Source organism: Variovorax rhizosphaerae, assembly GCF_037889975.1.
GTDB lineage: Bacteria > Pseudomonadota > Gammaproteobacteria > Burkholderiales > Burkholderiaceae_C > Variovorax > Variovorax rhizosphaerae.
On sequence record NZ_JBBKZT010000009.1, the window covers coordinates 357690 to 373530 of the forward strand.

14 protein-coding genes are annotated in these 15841 nt (G+C 66.8%); 11 read left to right on the plus strand and 3 right to left on the minus strand.

The window, feature by feature from the left end; genetic code table 11:
- The 6 genes from WKW82_RS21180 to WKW82_RS21205 are packed head-to-tail and all read left to right on the plus strand — an operon-like array spanning window position 1 to window position 9356.
- A complete protein-coding gene (locus tag WKW82_RS21180; RefSeq protein WP_340344307.1) occupies window positions 1-1818 on the plus strand; it encodes a branched-chain amino acid ABC transporter ATP-binding protein/permease in 1818 nt (605 codons plus the stop codon).
- Window positions 1815-2567: an ABC transporter ATP-binding protein gene (locus WKW82_RS21185; protein ID WP_340344308.1), complete on the plus strand. Its 753-nt coding sequence runs from the start codon at window positions 1815-1817 to the stop codon at window positions 2565-2567. The genes WKW82_RS21180 and WKW82_RS21185 overlap by 4 nt, the downstream gene beginning before the upstream one ends.
- A complete protein-coding gene (locus WKW82_RS21190) occupies window positions 2564-3589 on the plus strand; it encodes an NAD(P)-dependent oxidoreductase (RefSeq protein WP_340344309.1) in 1026 nt (341 codons plus the stop codon). The genes WKW82_RS21185 and WKW82_RS21190 overlap by 4 nt, the downstream gene beginning before the upstream one ends.
- On the plus strand, window positions 3586-4671 hold the full coding sequence (locus tag WKW82_RS21195; protein ID WP_340344310.1) for a mandelate racemase/muconate lactonizing enzyme family protein: 1086 nt from the start codon (window positions 3586-3588) through the stop codon (window positions 4669-4671). The genes WKW82_RS21190 and WKW82_RS21195 overlap by 4 nt, the downstream gene beginning before the upstream one ends.
- Before the next feature lie 2 nt (window positions 4672-4673).
- On the plus strand, window positions 4674-5786 hold the full coding sequence (locus WKW82_RS21200; RefSeq protein ID WP_340344311.1) for an enolase C-terminal domain-like protein: 1113 nt from the start codon (window positions 4674-4676) through the stop codon (window positions 5784-5786).
- Window positions 5787-5789: 3 nt separating this feature from the next.
- Window positions 5790-9356, plus strand: coding sequence for an indolepyruvate ferredoxin oxidoreductase family protein (locus tag WKW82_RS21205; protein WP_340344312.1), 3567 nt, complete (start codon window positions 5790-5792; stop codon window positions 9354-9356).
- 19 nt (window positions 9357-9375) lie between these two features.
- Here the strand turns inward: WKW82_RS21205 and WKW82_RS21210 are convergent, their stop codons facing one another.
- The 3 genes from WKW82_RS21210 to WKW82_RS21220 form a co-directional block, all read right to left on the minus strand.
- Window positions 9376-10179 (minus strand): enoyl-CoA hydratase, encoded by an 804-nt coding sequence (locus tag WKW82_RS21210; RefSeq protein ID WP_340344313.1) that lies wholly within the window; start codon window positions 10177-10179, stop codon window positions 9376-9378.
- Window positions 10176-10973 carry an enoyl-CoA hydratase/isomerase family protein gene (locus WKW82_RS21215; RefSeq protein WP_340344314.1) on the minus strand — a complete coding sequence of 266 codons (798 nt, stop codon included), beginning with the start codon at window positions 10971-10973 and terminating at the stop codon, window positions 10176-10178. Before WKW82_RS21215 ends, WKW82_RS21210 begins: the two co-directional genes overlap by 4 nt.
- A gap of 151 nt (window positions 10974-11124) precedes the next feature.
- Window positions 11125-12273 (minus strand): acyl-CoA dehydrogenase family protein, encoded by a 1149-nt coding sequence (locus tag WKW82_RS21220; protein WP_340344315.1) that lies wholly within the window; start codon window positions 12271-12273, stop codon window positions 11125-11127.
- A gap of 138 nt (window positions 12274-12411) precedes the next feature.
- On the opposite strand from WKW82_RS21220, the gene WKW82_RS21225 reads away from it, so the two are divergent.
- The 5 genes from WKW82_RS21225 (at window position 12412) to WKW82_RS21245 (ending at window position 15835) form a co-directional block, all read left to right on the plus strand.
- On the plus strand, window positions 12412-12789 hold the full coding sequence (locus WKW82_RS21225) for a hypothetical protein (RefSeq protein WP_340344316.1): 378 nt from the start codon (window positions 12412-12414) through the stop codon (window positions 12787-12789).
- A gap of 304 nt (window positions 12790-13093) precedes the next feature.
- Window positions 13094-13393, plus strand: coding sequence for a helix-turn-helix domain-containing protein (locus tag WKW82_RS21230; RefSeq protein ID WP_340344317.1), 300 nt, complete (start codon window positions 13094-13096; stop codon window positions 13391-13393).
- Between the two features lie 263 nt (window positions 13394-13656).
- Window positions 13657-14322, plus strand: coding sequence for a hypothetical protein (locus tag WKW82_RS21235; protein ID WP_340344318.1), 666 nt, complete (start codon window positions 13657-13659; stop codon window positions 14320-14322).
- Window positions 14323-14333: 11 nt separating this feature from the next.
- Window positions 14334-15257, plus strand: coding sequence for a DUF4407 domain-containing protein (locus WKW82_RS21240; RefSeq protein WP_340344319.1), 924 nt, complete (start codon window positions 14334-14336; stop codon window positions 15255-15257).
- Window positions 15254-15835, plus strand: coding sequence for a thermonuclease family protein (locus WKW82_RS21245; RefSeq protein ID WP_340344320.1), 582 nt, complete (start codon window positions 15254-15256; stop codon window positions 15833-15835). Before WKW82_RS21240 ends, WKW82_RS21245 begins: the two co-directional genes overlap by 4 nt.
- Window positions 15836-15841: the final 6 nt, after the last annotated feature.

Sequence of the window (15841 nt, forward strand, 5' to 3'; positions counted from 1 at the left end):
GTGAAGCCGCTCATCGTCTCGACATCGCTCGTGTCGCCGCAGCGCGCGGGTGCGGGGTTTGCCTTGCCGTCGTTGTCGCTGGTCGCCTGCGCACTGCTGGTGCTGGTGGCTGCGGGGACGGCGCTGATCAACTCCTACTACCTGCTGCTGATGACCTTCGCCGGGATCTACATGGTCGCGGCGATGGGGCTCAACCTGCTGGCGGGCTACGCGGGCATCGTGTCGATCGCACATGGTGCGCTGGTGTGCGTGGGCACCTATGCCACGGCCATTGCCAGCGTGCGCTATGGCTGGGGCTTCTGGCCATCGGCGCTGCTGTCGGCCAGCGTGGGGCTGGGCTTCAGCGTGGTGCTCGGGCTGCCGGCGCTGCGGCTGTCGTCCTGGTACTTCGTGCTCATCACCATCGCCTTCACGCTGGCGGTGACCGCGATGCTGAACGACCTGCGCGGGTTCACCGGTGGCTATGGCGGCATCGTCGGCATTCCCAAGCCTTCGCTCGCGGGGGTGAGGTTCGATGGCTTCGGGCTGTTCGCGCTGGTGGCCGGCGTGGGGGCGTTGCTGTGGTGGGTGATGCACAACCTGATCGATTCGCGTATCGGCTGGGCGCTGCAGTCGATCCGCGAGGGCGATGTGCGGGCACGGGCCAATGGGGTGTCGACGGCGCGGCTGCGGCTGTTCGCATTCGCCTTCTCCGGCGCAGTCGCGGGACTGGCCGGTGCCTTCTATGCGAGTGCCAAGGGTGTGGTGACGCCGGAGGACTTCAGCTTCGACTTCTCGATCTTCTTCCTCTTCGTCGTGGTGCTGGGCGGGCCGGCGCGGCTGTCGGGGCCGCTGCTCGGTGTGGCTGCGTTCTACGTGCTGCCGGAATTGCTCGACAGCCTCAAGGAGTACCGGATGATTGCCTACGGCGTCGGGCTGCTGGCGTTCTCGGTGTTCCTTCCGGAAGGCCTGGCCGGTGCGATCGCCAAGTTCGACGATCGGCGGCAGGCACGCCGTGCGGGACCTGCTGTCACGCTGCCGCGGGATGCCGGCGCGGCGGTGGTCGAGTCGGTGCAGGGCATGGCGCTGCGGATCCGCGACCTGGCCAAGGACTTCGGCGGTGTGCGCGCACTCGACGGCGTCTCGCTCGACGTGCAGCCGGGCAGCATCCACGCGATCGTCGGGCCGAACGGCTCAGGCAAGACGACGCTGCTCAACATGATCTCGGGCTTCTACCCGGCCAGCGCGGGCTCGATCCTGCTCGATGGCGCCGAGGTGGTCGGGCGCGGGCCGACGTCGATTGCGCGGCTCGGCGTGCAGCGCACCTTCCAGACGCCGAAGCTGCTCGGCGAACTGAGCCTGCTGGAGAACGTGCGCTTCGGCGCCTATGCACGCGAGCAGGCGAGCGGGCTGGAGATCGCGTTCAGGCTGCCGCGTGCGCGGCATGAGGCTGCGGCGCTGGACGCGGAGGCGTTGCGACTGCTGGCCTTGGTCGGGCTGGCGGGCAGGGCGCATGAACACGCGGCGCTGCTGCCGCACGGCCAGCAGCGGCTGGTCGAGATCGCCCGCGCGCTGATTGGGCGGCCCAAGCTGCTGTTGCTGGACGAGCCGGCGGCCGGCCTGTCGATGGGTGAGCTCGACGAACTCGGCGACCTGATGCAGACGATCCGGCGCATGGGGACCACGCTGATCATGGTCGAGCACCACATCGAGCTGGTCGCGAGCATCGCCAACACGGTGACCGTGTTGGACCAGGGGCGCATCCTCGCGGAGGGCACGCCCGATCAGGTGTTCAGCAGCGCAGCCGTGGTCCACGCCTATACCGGAGGTGCGCGATGAGCCGCCCGGAAGCCTTGCTGCGCGCGGAGCGCCTGTCGGTCGGCTACGGCATCGTGCCGGTGGTGCAGGAGGCGACGATCCAGGTCGGGCGCGGCGAAGCGGTTGCGCTGCTCGGCGCGAACGGCGCGGGCAAATCGACGCTGCTCAAGGGCCTGTCGGGCCTGCTCAAGCCGAGCGCCGGCATGGCCACCTTCGACGGCGCTGACATCATCGGCAGCAGTGCAGAGGCGTTGGTGCCCAGGGGGTTGGCCCACGTCGCCGAAGGCCGCCGCATCTTCCGCCGCGAGACGGTGATGGACAACCTGCTGCTCGGCATGTACCGCATCAAGGTGGGCAAGGGTGAGGCGCAGGCGCGCATCGACGAGGTGCTGCAGCTGTTCCCGGTGTTGCGCGAGAAGTCACGGCTGACGGCCGGCGGGCTGAGCGGCGGGCAGCAGCAGATGCTGGCCATCGCGCAAGTGCTGGTGCGGCGGCCTGCCCTTGTGATGCTGGACGAGCCTTCGCTCGGGCTCGCGCCGAACCTGGTCGATGAAGTGCTGCAGACGCTGGCGACGATCCGCTCGCGCGGCGTCGCGGTGCTGCTGGTGGAGCAGGTGGTGGAGAAGGCGCTCGGCTTTGTCGACTACGCCTACCTGCTGCAGAGCGGACGCATGACGGCGCAGGGCACGCCGGCCGAACTGGCCAGCAGCGACGTGGTGCGCAGGGCGTACCTCGGCGACGCGGCTGTTGCGGCGGAGGCAGCGGCATGACCGAGCGCGCGCTGGTGCTGGGACTGCCCTTGCTGCATCAGGCGGGGCGAGATGCGCTGCGTGCGAACTACCGGCTCGTCGAGCGTGACGACCCGGCGCAGGTGGCTCAGGGCATCGCCGAGGCGGACGCCTTGTATGCCTATCCGCCCTTGAAGGTGACGGCCCCGATGATTGCCCAAGCGCCGCGCCTGAAGGTCATTGCAGCGGCGGGCTCGGGTGTGGACCACATCGATCTTGCTGCCGCGCGTGACGAGGGCATCGTCGTCACGCATGCGGTCGGCGCTGGCGCCTTGTCGGTGGCCGAGCATGCGATCGGCCACATGCTGTGCCTGGCCAAGCGTCTGGTGCAGTTGGACGGTGCGGTGCGCGAAGGCGCGCGCTTCGGTGTACGACTCGACAACCCCTACGAGGAGATCTCCGGCCGCACGCTGGCGATCGTCGGCTTCGGCGCGATCGGCCGCGAACTGGCGCGCATCGCGGCGCGTGGTTTCGGCATGGACGTGATCGCCGTGACGCGCGACGGCAAGGCGGTTCAGGACGACAACGTGCGGCGAACGCTGCCGTTGCATGACGCGCTCGCAGCGGCCGATATCGTCTCGGTGCATACGCCGTTGACCGCATCCACACGCGGGCTCATCGGCCGAGCTGAACTCGCACGCATGAAGCCGACGGCCTGGCTCGTCGACACCTCGCGCGGCGGTGTGGTCGATGCGGTGGCGCTGCACGAGGCGCTGGCGCAGGGGCGCCTGGCCGGCGCCGCGCTCGACGTGTTCGACCCCGAGCCGCCGCCCACCGACCACCCCTTGCTCGCGCTGCCCAACGTCATCGTGTCGCCGCACTGCGCCGGCATCACCCGCGGCGCCTACCGCCGCCTGTCCCTTGCTGCGGCAGCCGACATCGACCACGCACTGCGCGGCCTGCGCCCGCCCGGCCTGGTCGCACCCGAATCCTGGGCCGGCTCTCGCGCCGCCGCCTTGTCACCCCGGCCCGAAGTGGCCATCCAACCCGGAGAACTCCAATGAAGATCACGAGCGTGAAGGCGCATGTGCTGAAGCCCAACGAGCGCAAGTTCCGCTGGAAAGAGGAATGGGCGCCGATGACCATCCACCATGTGCTGCTGCGCATCGGCACCGATGAAGGCCATGAAGGCGTGTGCATCACCTGGCTGCTGGACCCGGGCGCGATCGAGACGGCGCTGCCCGGTTTGCGCGAACTGCTCATCGGCCGCGATCCGCACGAGGTCGAGGCGATCTCGTACAAGCTCACCGATTCGCTGCGCTCTCCCAGCGCGGTGGCGAGCACGGTCGACATCTGCCTGTGGGACCTCATGGGCAAGTACCACAAGGAGCCGATCTACCGCCTGCTCGGGGCAGCACGCCCGCGCATCAAGGCCTATGCCAGCACCATCATGTACGACACGGTGCCCGAGTACGTCCAGATCGCGCAGGAGTCGTACGACCAGGGCTTCCGCGCCTTCAAGCTCCATGCCTTCGGCGTGCCGGACAAGGACATCGAGGTCTGCCGCGCGGTGCACAAGGTCTTCAACGGAAAGATGGACCTGATGCTCGACCCGGTCAATGCCTACGACCGGCTCGGCGCCTTCAAGGTGGGCAAGGTGCTGGAAGAGCTCGACTTCTACTGGTACGAGGCGCCCATTGCCGACTCCGATCTCAACGGCCTGGCCGACCTGACGCGCAGCTTCAAGATCCCGATCACCGCGGTGGAGAGCGTGGCCGAGGGCCTGCGCGGCTATCCGAAGTATCTGTCGGGACACGTCGTCGACAGCATCCGCTCCGTGGGCGACTGGATCGGCGGGATCAGCGCGATGCGCAAGGCGGCCGGCCTGTGCGAGGCCTTCAACACCAAGTACGAGCCGCACAGCTATGGCACGACGCTGGTGCAGGCGGCCCATCTGCACGTGATGCTGGCGATCCACAACTGCGACCTGTTCGAGATCCCGGTGCCGCAGGGCATCCTGGACGTCGGCATGAAGGACGTGATCCGCTGCACCAGCGACGGCTATGTGGAGGCGCCGACCAAGCCCGGCCTCGGCTACGACATCGACTGGGATGCGATCAAGTCTTTGACCGTCAAGGAGATCTGAGCGTGAAGATCACTGAAGTCAAACTGACGAGCTTCCGTCCGCCGATGCCCGAGGGCTTCCAGACGCCGACGCTCTATGGCGGGCAGTCCATCGGCGCCTATGTCACCGACTTCCTCGCGGTGCAGATCAACACGGACGAGGGCGTCTCCGGTGAAGTCGTCAGCGCCTATGGCGGACTGAGCCTCGCGCATTCGATCGCCGACCGGCTGCGGCCCTTGCTGATCGGCAAGGACCCGGCCTACCGCGAGGCGATCTGGCAGGACATGTGGCGCCGGGACCGGTTGCTCTACACCACGCAGTTCGCGATCGGAACGGTCGACGTCGCGCTGTGGGACCTCTATGCCAAGAGCGTGAACGCGCCGCTGTACCAGTTGCTCGGCGGCGTGCGCGACAAGGTGCCGGTGTATGCCAGTTCGATGGAGCATGCGAGCGTGGATCTCTTCGTCGAGGAGGCGCTGAAGTACAAGGAAATGGGCTACCAGGGCTACAAGCTGCACGTCTGGGGCGATGCCCGCCGCGACATCGACCTGTGCATTGCGGTGCGCGAGGCCGTCGGCAGGGATTGGCCGCTGATGATCGACGTGGCCGGCAACTACAACCATGCGCAGGCGCTGATGGTGGGCAAGGTGCTGGAGGAGTTGAAGTACCACTGGTACGAGGAGCCGCTGCGCGACTTCGACCTGCACGGCTACCGCATGCTCGCGGACAAGCTCGACATCCAGATCGCGGGCGTGGAGGTGGTGGGCGGATCGATGTACACGACGCCGGAGTACATCACCACGCGCGCGGTCGACATCGTGCGTGCCGACGTGTCCTTCAAGGGTGGCATCGGGCCGGTGAAGAAGATCGCGGGGCTGTGCGAATCCTTCGGCATGAACCTGGAGATCCACACCAATGCCAACACCATCATCGATGCGGCCAACCTGCATGTGATCGCGTCGATCGCGAACACCGAGTACTTCGAGCAGCTGGTGCCGGAGCCTCTCTTCACGCTGGCCGGTGTCGAGAAGATCCACATCGACAAGGAAGGCTTTGCGCATGTGCCGCCGGGGCCCGGCATCGGTGCGCGCATTGACTGGGACCTGGTCGAGCGCTACAAGGTCGCAGAGATCTGATCCATGAACGCACGCGCCGTCGACGCAACTGCCGATCCGTTCAGCCTGGAGCGTCGCTTCACGCTGGAGGAAGGACCGATCTATCTCAACGGGACGCAGGCGCTGCTGCGCGTGATGCTGGACCAGCGGCGGCTGGACCTGCGCAGCGGACTCAACACGGCTGGCTTCGTCTGCGGCTACCCGGGCTCGCCGGTGGGCAATGTCGACCGCGAGATGGACCGCAACAAGGCCCTGCTCGACGAACACCACATCGTGCACCGCACCGGCCTGAACGAGGAACTGGCCGCCACGGCCGCATTCGGCACGCAGGTGCTGCACGACATTCCCGGGGCGCGCTATGACGGCGTGTTCTCGATGTGGTTCGGCAAGGCGCCGGGCGTGGACCGCACCGGCGATGCGTTCCACCACCACAACTTCCGCGGCGTCGGCCGCAACGGCGGTGTGCTGGCGGTGGCCGGCGACGACCCGCATGCGCGTTCGACGATCTTCCCGAGCGATTCCAACACCGCCTTCTACAAGTTCTACATGCCCGTGCTGGCGCCCGGCAACATCCAGGAGGTGATCGACTTCGGCCTGCATGGCTATGCGCTGTCGCGCGCCTGCGGGTTGTGGGTGGGCTTCAAGTTCGTCAACGACGTGGCTGACAGCGCGGCCGTCGCGTGGGTCGGCCCGGGGCGCGTGGTGCCGGTGATGCCGAACCTGCTGTTCGGCGACAAACCATTGAAGCCCGTGATCCGCACCAACGTGGCCGGGCCGCCGATGCTCGAGGCCGAGCGGATGATCTTCGACGAGCAGCTGGAAGTGGCGCGTCGCTATGCCGCCGCCAACAAGCTGAACCGCATCGTGGTGCGGGCGCCGAATGCGCGCATCGGACTGCTGACCAGCGGCAAGACCTACTACGACCTGCGCGAGGCGCTGCGCGCGATCGGACTGGACGACAAGGCCCTGTTGGCGCGGGGCATCTCCATCCTGAAGATCGGCATGCTGTTTCCGCTGGAGCCGGGCATCGTGCGCGAGTTCGCGCGCGGGCTGGAGGAGATCGTCGTCATCGAGGACAAGCGGCCCTTCCTCGAACTCTTCGTCAAGGACATCCTGTATGGCGAGGCCCAGCGCCCGCGCATCGTCGGCAAGAACGACGAACGTGGCGAGCAACTGTTGCCAGCCTTCGGGGAACTGTCGCCGGATGCGATCGCCAAGGCGTTGCTGAAGCGGCTCGGTCCGCTGGCCGACACGCCGCAGATGCAGCAACGCGCGCTGTTGCCCGGCGCGACGAAGCGCGCGCCGATCATGCTCGGCACGGCGCGCACGCCCTTCTTCTGCTCGGGCTGCCCGCACAACAGCAGCCTCAAGCTGCCCGATGGCGCGATCGTCGGCGCGGGCATCGGCTGCCACATCATGGCGCTGTGGATGGGGCCGGGGCATGGCGAGGTCAAGGGCTACACGCAGATGGGCGGGGAGGGCGCGCAGTGGGTAGGTCTCGCGCCCTTCACCGACACGCGGCACTTCTTCCAGAACCTGGGCGACGGCACCTTCGCGCATTCCGGCAGCCTGGCGATCCGCTTCGCCGTCGCGACCGGTACCCACATCACCTACAAACTGCTCTACAACTCGACCGTCGCGATGACGGGCGGGCAGGACGTGCTCGGCGGCATGAGCGTGCCGGACATGGTGAAGTCGCTGGAGGCCGAGGGCGTGAAACGCATCCTCATCACATCGGACGAGCCGCAGAAGTATGCGCAAGGCAAGGTGCATGGCGCAGAGGTCTGGCACCGCGACCGCCTGATCGAAGCCGAGCAACTGTTGGCAGCGACCGATGGCGTCACGGTGCTGATCCATGACCAGCAGTGCGCGACGGAGAAGCGACGGCTGCGCAAGCGCGGCAAGATGGAATACAGGCCGCGCTCGGCGTTCATCAACCAGCGCGTCTGCGAAGGCTGCGGCGACTGCGGCAAGAAGTCGAACTGCCTCAGCGTGCAGCCGGTGGAGACCGAGTTCGGCCGCAAGACCGCCATCCACCAGTCGTCCTGCAACCAGGACCTGTCCTGCCTGAAGGGCGACTGCCCGTCCTTCGTGACGGTCGAGCCGGTCGAGGGCGTGCAGAAGAAGCGGGCGGCACGCAAGGCGCCATTCCCCTCGGACGTCGCGCTCGCGGAGCCCAAGCTGATCGTGCCGCAGGACCTGTTCTCGATCTGCCTGACCGGCATCGGCGGCACCGGCGTGGTCACCGTCAACCAGGTGCTGGGCACGGCGGCCTTCCGCAGCGGCATGAAGGTGCAGACCTATGACCACACCGGCTCCAGCCAGAAGGCGGGGCCCGTGGTGTCGCACCTGAAGGTGATGCCGAAGGACCTGGAAGGCTCGCCGACCGTGGGCACCGGGAGCGCGGACCTGTACCTGGTGTTCGACCCGCTCGTCGGCGTGAGTGCGCAGAACCTGGCGCTGGCCTCGCCGGAACGCACGGTGGCGATCGTGTCGACCACGCAGGTGCCGACCGGCGAGATGGTGGCCAACAAGGACAAGCACTATCCCGCGCCGGACAGCCTGCGCGAGGCGATCGACGCGGCCAGCCGCAGCGCGCACAACGTCTTCATCGATGCGCAACACACGGCCGAGCGGCTGTTCGGCGATCACATGGCGAGCAACATGCTGCTGGTGGGCGTGGCCTACCAGGCGGGTGCCTTGCCGATTCCGGGTGAGGCGATCGAGGATGCGATCCGGTTGAACGGGACCTCGGTCGAGATGAACCTGGAGGCTTTTCGCTGGGGCCGGCTGGTAGTGGCCGACCGGGCGCGCGTCGATGCGGCAATGGCGCGTGACGAATCGGAAGCACCATCGGCCCCCGCGTTGTCGCCGCAGGTGCGTGAACTCATCGACCGCGTGGGCGCCACGGGCGAACTGCAGCGCGTGCTCGAACTGCGCGTGCCGGAGCTGATCGCGTTCCAGGACCTCGCTTGCGCCACGCGCTACGTCGAGCGTGTGAAGGCATTGCATGACGCGGAGCGAGAGCTCGGAGGAGAAGGCGACGCGCTGGCCATCGCCGTTGCGAAGAACCTCCACAAGCTGATGGCCTACAAGGACGAGTACGAGGTGGCGCGCCTGCTGCTGGACGGCGCAGAAGAAGCGCGGCTGCAGCGCACATTCGGTGCGAATGCCCGCATCACCTGGCACATGCATCCGACCTTCCTGCGCAAGCTCGGCGTGAAGAACAAGGTCCAACTGGGGCCGTGGTTCGCGCCGGTGCTGAAGTTGCTGCGCTGGGGCAAGCGGCTGCGCGGCACCGCCTTCGACGTGTTCGGTGCAACGCCCGGGCGGCGCATGGAGCGCATGCTGGTCGCGCACTATGAAGCACTGGTCGACACGATGGCCGCCAGCGTCACGCCGGCCAATCATGCGCAGATGGTCGCGCTGGCCGGCCTGCCGGACATGGTGCGCGGCTACGAGGATGTGAAGGCCGGCAATGTCGAGCTGTATGTCGCGGAGGCGCGGCGACGCGCTGCAGCCATGGGCATCGATGCGCACTTGGGCGACTTCCCGACCGGGGCTGACGCGCGCATGGCGCTGGCCACCTGATGCGGTGCGCGGCCGTTGTTCAGCTCGCCGGCTTGCCTTGCGCGCGTCCGCGTTCCGCGATCTGCCGGCGTCGGTCTTCGATGTCGGCGCCGCGCAAGTCGGCGGCCCATGCGCGCGAGCGCTCGCGCTCCAGTTCCAGACCGTCGGCAAGGTTGCCGCGCAGGCCGTCATCGATGAGGCGCTTGTAGGCGACCAGCATCTCGGGCAACACCGACAGCATGTCGCTCGCCAGCTTCAGCGTGGCGGGCAGCAGGTCTTGGGGTTCGACGACGCGGTTCACCAGCCCCCACGCCGCGGCTTGTTCCGCGCCGAGGAAATTGCCGGTCAGGGACAACTCCTTCGCGCGGCCGGGACCGATCAGGCGCGGCAGCCGCTGCGACAGTCCCCAGCCCGGTATCACGCGCACGCGCGCATGCGTGTCGGCGAAGCTGGCGCGCGTCGAGGCGATCATCAAGTCGCAGGCGAGTGCCAGCTCGAAGCCGCCGGTGATCGCCGGCCCGTTGATCGCGCCGATCACTGGGGCCTGCAGGCGCAGCATGGCCTGCATCGGGTCTTCGTCGGGGTTGGGCGCGACGGCCGCGCCCGGCTCTGCGGCAGCGCCGAGTTCCTTCAAGTCGAGCCCCGCGCAGAACGCGTTGCCTGCGCCGGTCAGCACGATGACCCGTGCGTCGGCGTCGGAGCGCAGGGCTTCGAAGGTCGACACCAGTTCGCGTCGCAGCGCGAGCGACAGGGCGTTCATGGCGCGCGGGCGATTCAGCGTGACCACGGCGCAACCGGCCATGGGCCGGTCGACCGTCACGAGCGCGGAAGTGTCGTTCGTCATGCGGCGCCGTACTTGGGTGCGCGCTTCTCCAGGAAGGCGGCGACGCCCTCCGCAAAGTCCTCGCCTTGCGTGCAGAGCACCTGGTTGCGGTCCTCCAGCGCGATCACCGCTTCGAGCGAATTCGCGTCGATCGCGATGCCGAGCGCATCCTTCGTCAACTGCAGGCCGAGCGGCGTGGCGCGCAGCATCTCGTCGGCGAGCGCGGTGGCTTCGGCTTCGAGTTCCTCGACCGTCCCGATGTGGCTGACCAGGCCGAGCGCCAGCGCGCGTTGCGCGTGGAGGAAGCGGCCCGTCAGCAACAGCTCGGCCGCCACCGATGCACCGACCATGCGCGGCAGGAAGTAGCTCACGCCAACGTCGCAGCCGCTGAGCCCGAGGCGGATGAACGATGCGTTCATGCGCGCATCGGCGGTGGCCAGCCGGATGTCGGAGGCCAGCGCCAACGCAAAGCCGCCACCGCTGGCCGAGCCATTGACGATGCTGATGACTGGCTGCGGGCAACGACGCATCGCGATCATGATGTCGCGCACCTTGCGCTGGAACTCCAGCATCTCGCCCACGCCCTTGCGTGCGCCATCGGACTGGAACTCCTTGAGGTCGAGCCCGGCGCAGAACGCGCGGCCGGCACCGCGCAGGATCACGACGCGCACCGACGACCCGGCGCGCAGCCCGCCGAAGAAGTCGGTGAGCTCGGCGATCATCTTCGGGTTGAGCGCGTTGAGGCGCTCCGGCCGGTTCAGCGTGACCCAGGCGACGGCGTCCTGGATGTTCACTTCGAGGTGTTCGTACTTCAATTCATTGCTCCATGACGCAAAGCTTCTTCTGCGACGAATAGAACGAGGGCGGGCACGCTCTGTTCGTGGGCACCCGCGGAATCGGCTTTGCCGGGCCGCTGGGTGCGCCCCCTTGAGGGGGAGCGCCGCAGGCGCATTCGGGGGTGGGTCATTACATTGCGCGGGAGATGACTTCCTTCATGACCTCGTTCGTGCCGCCGTAGATGCGCTGGATGCGGCAGTCGACGTACATGCGACCGATCAAGTATTCCGTCATGAAGCCGTAGCCGCCATGCAGTTGCAGGCATTCGTCGATGACCTTGCCTTGCTGCTCCGAGGTCCAGAGCTTCACCATCGAGGCGGTGGCGGTGTCGAGCTTGCCGGCCACCAGGTCCGCCACGCAGCGGTCGACGAAGGTGCGCGCCACCTTGATCGTGGTCGCAATCTCGGCCAGCTTGAAGCGCGTATTCTGGAAGTCGGCGATCGGCTTGCCGAAGGCATTGCGTTGCCGCACGTAGTCGAGCGTCGCCTCGTAGGCGCCCTCCATGGCCGCGACCGCGAGCACGCCGATGATGGTGCGCTCGTACGGCAGGTCGGACATCAGCTGGAAGAAGCCCTGGCCCTCCTGGCCGCCGAGGATGTTCTCGGCCGGCACCGTCACGTCGTCGAAGAAAAGCTCCGAGGTGTCCTGCGCCTTGAGGCCGATCTTGTCGAGCACGCGGCCGACACGAAAGCCCTCGACCTCCGACGGCTCGACGATGAGGATCGAGGTGCCGCGGGCGCGCTGCGCAGGGTCGGTCTTGGCCACCACCAGCACCAGCCCGGCGAGGTAGCCGTTGGTGATGAAGGTCTTGGAGCCGTTGATCACGTAGTTGTCGCCGCGGCGTTCGGCGCGCGTGCGCACGCCCTGCAGGTCGGAGCCGGCGCCCGGTTCGGTCATCGCGATGGCGCCGACGATCTCGCCGCGCGCCATGCGTGGGAGGTAGCGTTGCTTCTGCGCCTCGGTGCCGTGATTGAGCAGGTAGTGCGCGACGATGCTGTGCACGGAAGGGCTCATGCCGGTCAGGCCGCGACGCGACATCGCGTCGTAGAAAGCGGCCTCGTGCCGGAAGTCGCCGCCACCGCCACCGTAGGCCTCGGGGATGTCGGAGCACAGCAGGCCAAGTTCGCCGGCGCGGCGCCACAGATCATGGCCGACGTGGCCGCGCTTTCGCGATTCCTCGTCCTGCGGAAGCATCTCGGTGTCGACGAAGCGGGCGACGGTGTCGCGGTACATCGTCAGCTCTTCGTCGAGCCAGGCGGGGTGGAAATCGATCGGCATGTTGTGCAGTCCTGCGCTCGCGGTTGTGAGTCATGGTGTCACGCAACCGGCATGCAGGGATCGTCGGTTCGGACGAATCCCGCAGTGCTTCGTAACAGTGATTCAATGAAGGTCCCCCATCCCGAACAGGAGCGATGCATGAATGCGAAAAGGAAGCGTGTGCTGGTCATCGGCCTGGAGCCCAGCCTGGTCGACTTCAGCGCGATGCCGGACATGAACGCCGACAAGGTGCGCGCCGGACTGGCCGCCGACCAGGCCACGCTGAACGGCCTTGGCTACGACGCCCACCTGTGCCTGACGGACCTGGGCGAGACGGCAGGGCAGGTGGTGACCGAGGCGCTCTCGGGCGAGCCCTTCGATTGCGTCGCGATCGGTGCCGGTGTTCGTACGCTGCCGGCGCACTTCCTGTTGTTCGAGCGGTTGATCAACATCGTTCATGCCCATGCGCCGACAGCGAAGATCTGCTTCAACACGAAGCCGAGCGACACGGCGGAGGCTGTGCGGCGTTGGGTGTAGGTCGCCGGCCCTCGGCGGCGGCAAAGCGGGCGTTCATCGCATCGATCATCGCGGGCAGCCGGCGATGCGCGGCTTTCCAATGCGTCGGGTCGCGATGCAGCACCCGCGCACGGTTGCGCGCTTTTCCATCGACGGAAATGAAGCCGCCCCGGTCTGGTGTGGGGCCGAGGCCGATCCGCTTCGCACCCATGAAAGCGTGACAAAGTGCCTGGCAACCCTGCACATAGTGCATGACAATTCATGCATTAATGACATTTAGACACAATTGTGCCTTGTCGTTGCAAGCCGAGATCCGCCTTCCAGAATGCCCGTCGAAGTCAATAACCCGCCAGCACCACAGCGTGTGGAAAGTCCCACGCCCCAGCAGGTCCGGGCATTGCGCGAGGCGGTGCACTTGACGCTGGCGGAGTTCGGCGAGGTTGTCTATGCGACGGCTCGTGCCGTGAGTTCGTGGGAGTCCGGAACCCGGGCTTGTCCACCTGCTTCATGGGAGCTGATGCTGCTGTACTTCGATCGCGTCAGACCTCGACGTTTCGTTGAAGACCATGCAGCGCGACTTGCACTGCTCGACGCACCCGCGTCCCGGCAGCGCCAGTCGGCCTAGCGCAGGGCAACACGGGGCCGCAGGCCGTCACTTGCGGGTATTTCTTGTGCATCACGTGCGTTCTCGGGGCGCGCGATCTCGAATTGGTCGCGAGGGCGGATCTGCCTCGTGCCTCGGCCGACTCCTGGACGGGAGCGGCCGCCACCTCTGATCTTCAGTCCCGGCTGGGCGCATGCGCCTTGATGAAGATGTTTGCTCGCCATGCACGTATTTCGTGGTGGGCAGCGAGTTTGCGTACCGAACCTTATTTATCAAGAACCGACATGAAATTGCTATCCATCTTCCGCAAGAAAGCCACTCAGCCGCACGAGACGCCAGTGATCCACGACGCCGTCTTCAAGGAATCGGCGGCGCCGCAAACCAGCGCGCCCGACGCCGCCAGCGAGCCCGGCACCGACACCCCCTCGTCATCGGCTGCAGCGGCGCAGGCACAGCCGCAAGCCGCGGGCTCGCTTGCTGCGGCGCCGGATACCGACCATGACGGCGACGCGCAGCAGCAGCAGGCCTCGATGCAGCCGCCCGTGGGGATGCTGCGCGAGCCCGAGATCAAGGACTTCTTCGCCCACAACTACTACGGGTTCGGTCGCCATCACGGGAGCCGATGCGGCACCCGGCAGGCCATGGACCTGGGCAAGCAGGAGATCGCCGCGGACTTCCAACTGGTGCTGAGCGCCATGATCGAGCGGCGTCTCTCGAAGCGTGATCGAGTGAACACCGAGATCCTCAAGATCGAAAGCTTCAGCGACGAACTCACGGCACGATTGCGCTTGACGATCGAGCACCTGGACCGACAAGTCGGGGTGCTCGAGTACCAGGCCACGTTGGCCGAACAGGGCCAAGGCTGGGTACAGGCGGCGCTGAACAAGTTCCACCTCGGCTTCGATCGCGGCGTGACCGACGCGCTGGACTTCGATCTGCTGGCGGCCTGAGGACCATCGGCATGTCGATCTCATCCTACCTGTGGCTGGCCGCGGGCGAGCAGCCCGACAGCGTGCGCAAATGGCACCGATCGAGCCAGCGGCGCTTTGCCGCGTTCGGCATGGCCATCCACATTCCCGTCGTGCTCTGGCTGGTGACGGGCTACTTGCTGGCCTCGACCATCTTTGGGTTGTCGGTCGGAGCAAGTGCGGGTGTCGCGTTTGGATGTGCGTTGCTGATCTTCATGGTCGAGCGGCTGATCCTGGCTGTCCCGTCGTCGAAGCCGGTGTACGTGTTTCGTCTGCTGATGGGGCTTCTGATCGCCTTTATCGGCGCATCGACTGTGGACCTGGTGCTCTTCGAGAAGGAGATCAGCAAGGAGCTTCAAGCGTCGCAGGAATCTGCCATCACGCAGAAGTACGACAAGTTGAAGGCGGCTCAGTTGCTCGTTGTCCGTGAGACAAAGGACGATTGGGACGCCGCCGTCGCGGCGGCAACCGCCGAGGCGAACGGACGCGGTGGAAGCGGGCGGCGCGGCGCGGGCCCCCTCGTTGACCGGCTGGTGAAGGAAGCGGAACTGCGGCGGCAGATGCACGAAGTTGCGAAGGCAGCGCTGCAGCAGCTGCATCCGGACATGCAGGCCGAGATTGCAAAAGCCAAGGGCAGCGCGCTTCAGGACGCCGGCCTGATCGAAAGGCTGGTCGCGCTGCATGCCTATCTGGGCGGCAAGCCGTTCGGGATCGGGGCATGGGTGGTCTTCTTCGGGTTCATGGCGCTCCTGGAATTCATGGTGGTCGTGACGAAGCTGGCCTTTACCAACGAGACCACCGAGGAAGCCGTCGAACGCTGCAGGGAAGAGATTGCGCGTCACAAGGCCAACACTTATCGCAAGCAGGTGACCTCGGACACCTACGAGGCAGAGCGACTGATCCTGGGCGCTACGTGAGCGGGGCCGCAGGCAAGCGCAATCCATCGAATCTCATCGCCGTCCTCACACTGGTTGCAACATGCCAGTGGGTACCAGTCGCCGCTTTCGCGGACGTGATCGCCGGTCGCGTCGTGAAGGTGTCCGATGGCGACACGATCACCGTGCTGGATGCGTCGGACAGGCAGCACAGGATCCGCCTGGCAGGCATCGACGCACCTGAGAAGAACCAACCCTTCGGCAAGGTGTCGCAGCAGAGCCTGTCAGCGATGGTGGCCGGCAAGACCGTGAATGTGGAGACTGACAAGCTAGACCGCTACGGGCGCGCCATCGGGGTCGTCCTGGTGGGCAGTGTCGACGTCAATCGCGAGCAGGTCGAGAGGGGACTGGCCTGGTGGTATCGGGCCTATGCGCGCGAACAATCGGCGGCGGACCGGGTGGCTTATTCGTTCGCGGAGGAGGAGGCGCGCAAGGCCCATCGCGGAATATGGCAGAGCACGGACGCCGTCGCACCGTGGGAGTGGCGGCGTGAGGGCCATCACGCACAGGGGCGCCGGCGGGGCGCCGAACAAGGCGTGGAAGCGGCAGCCGGTTCCTGAACCGAC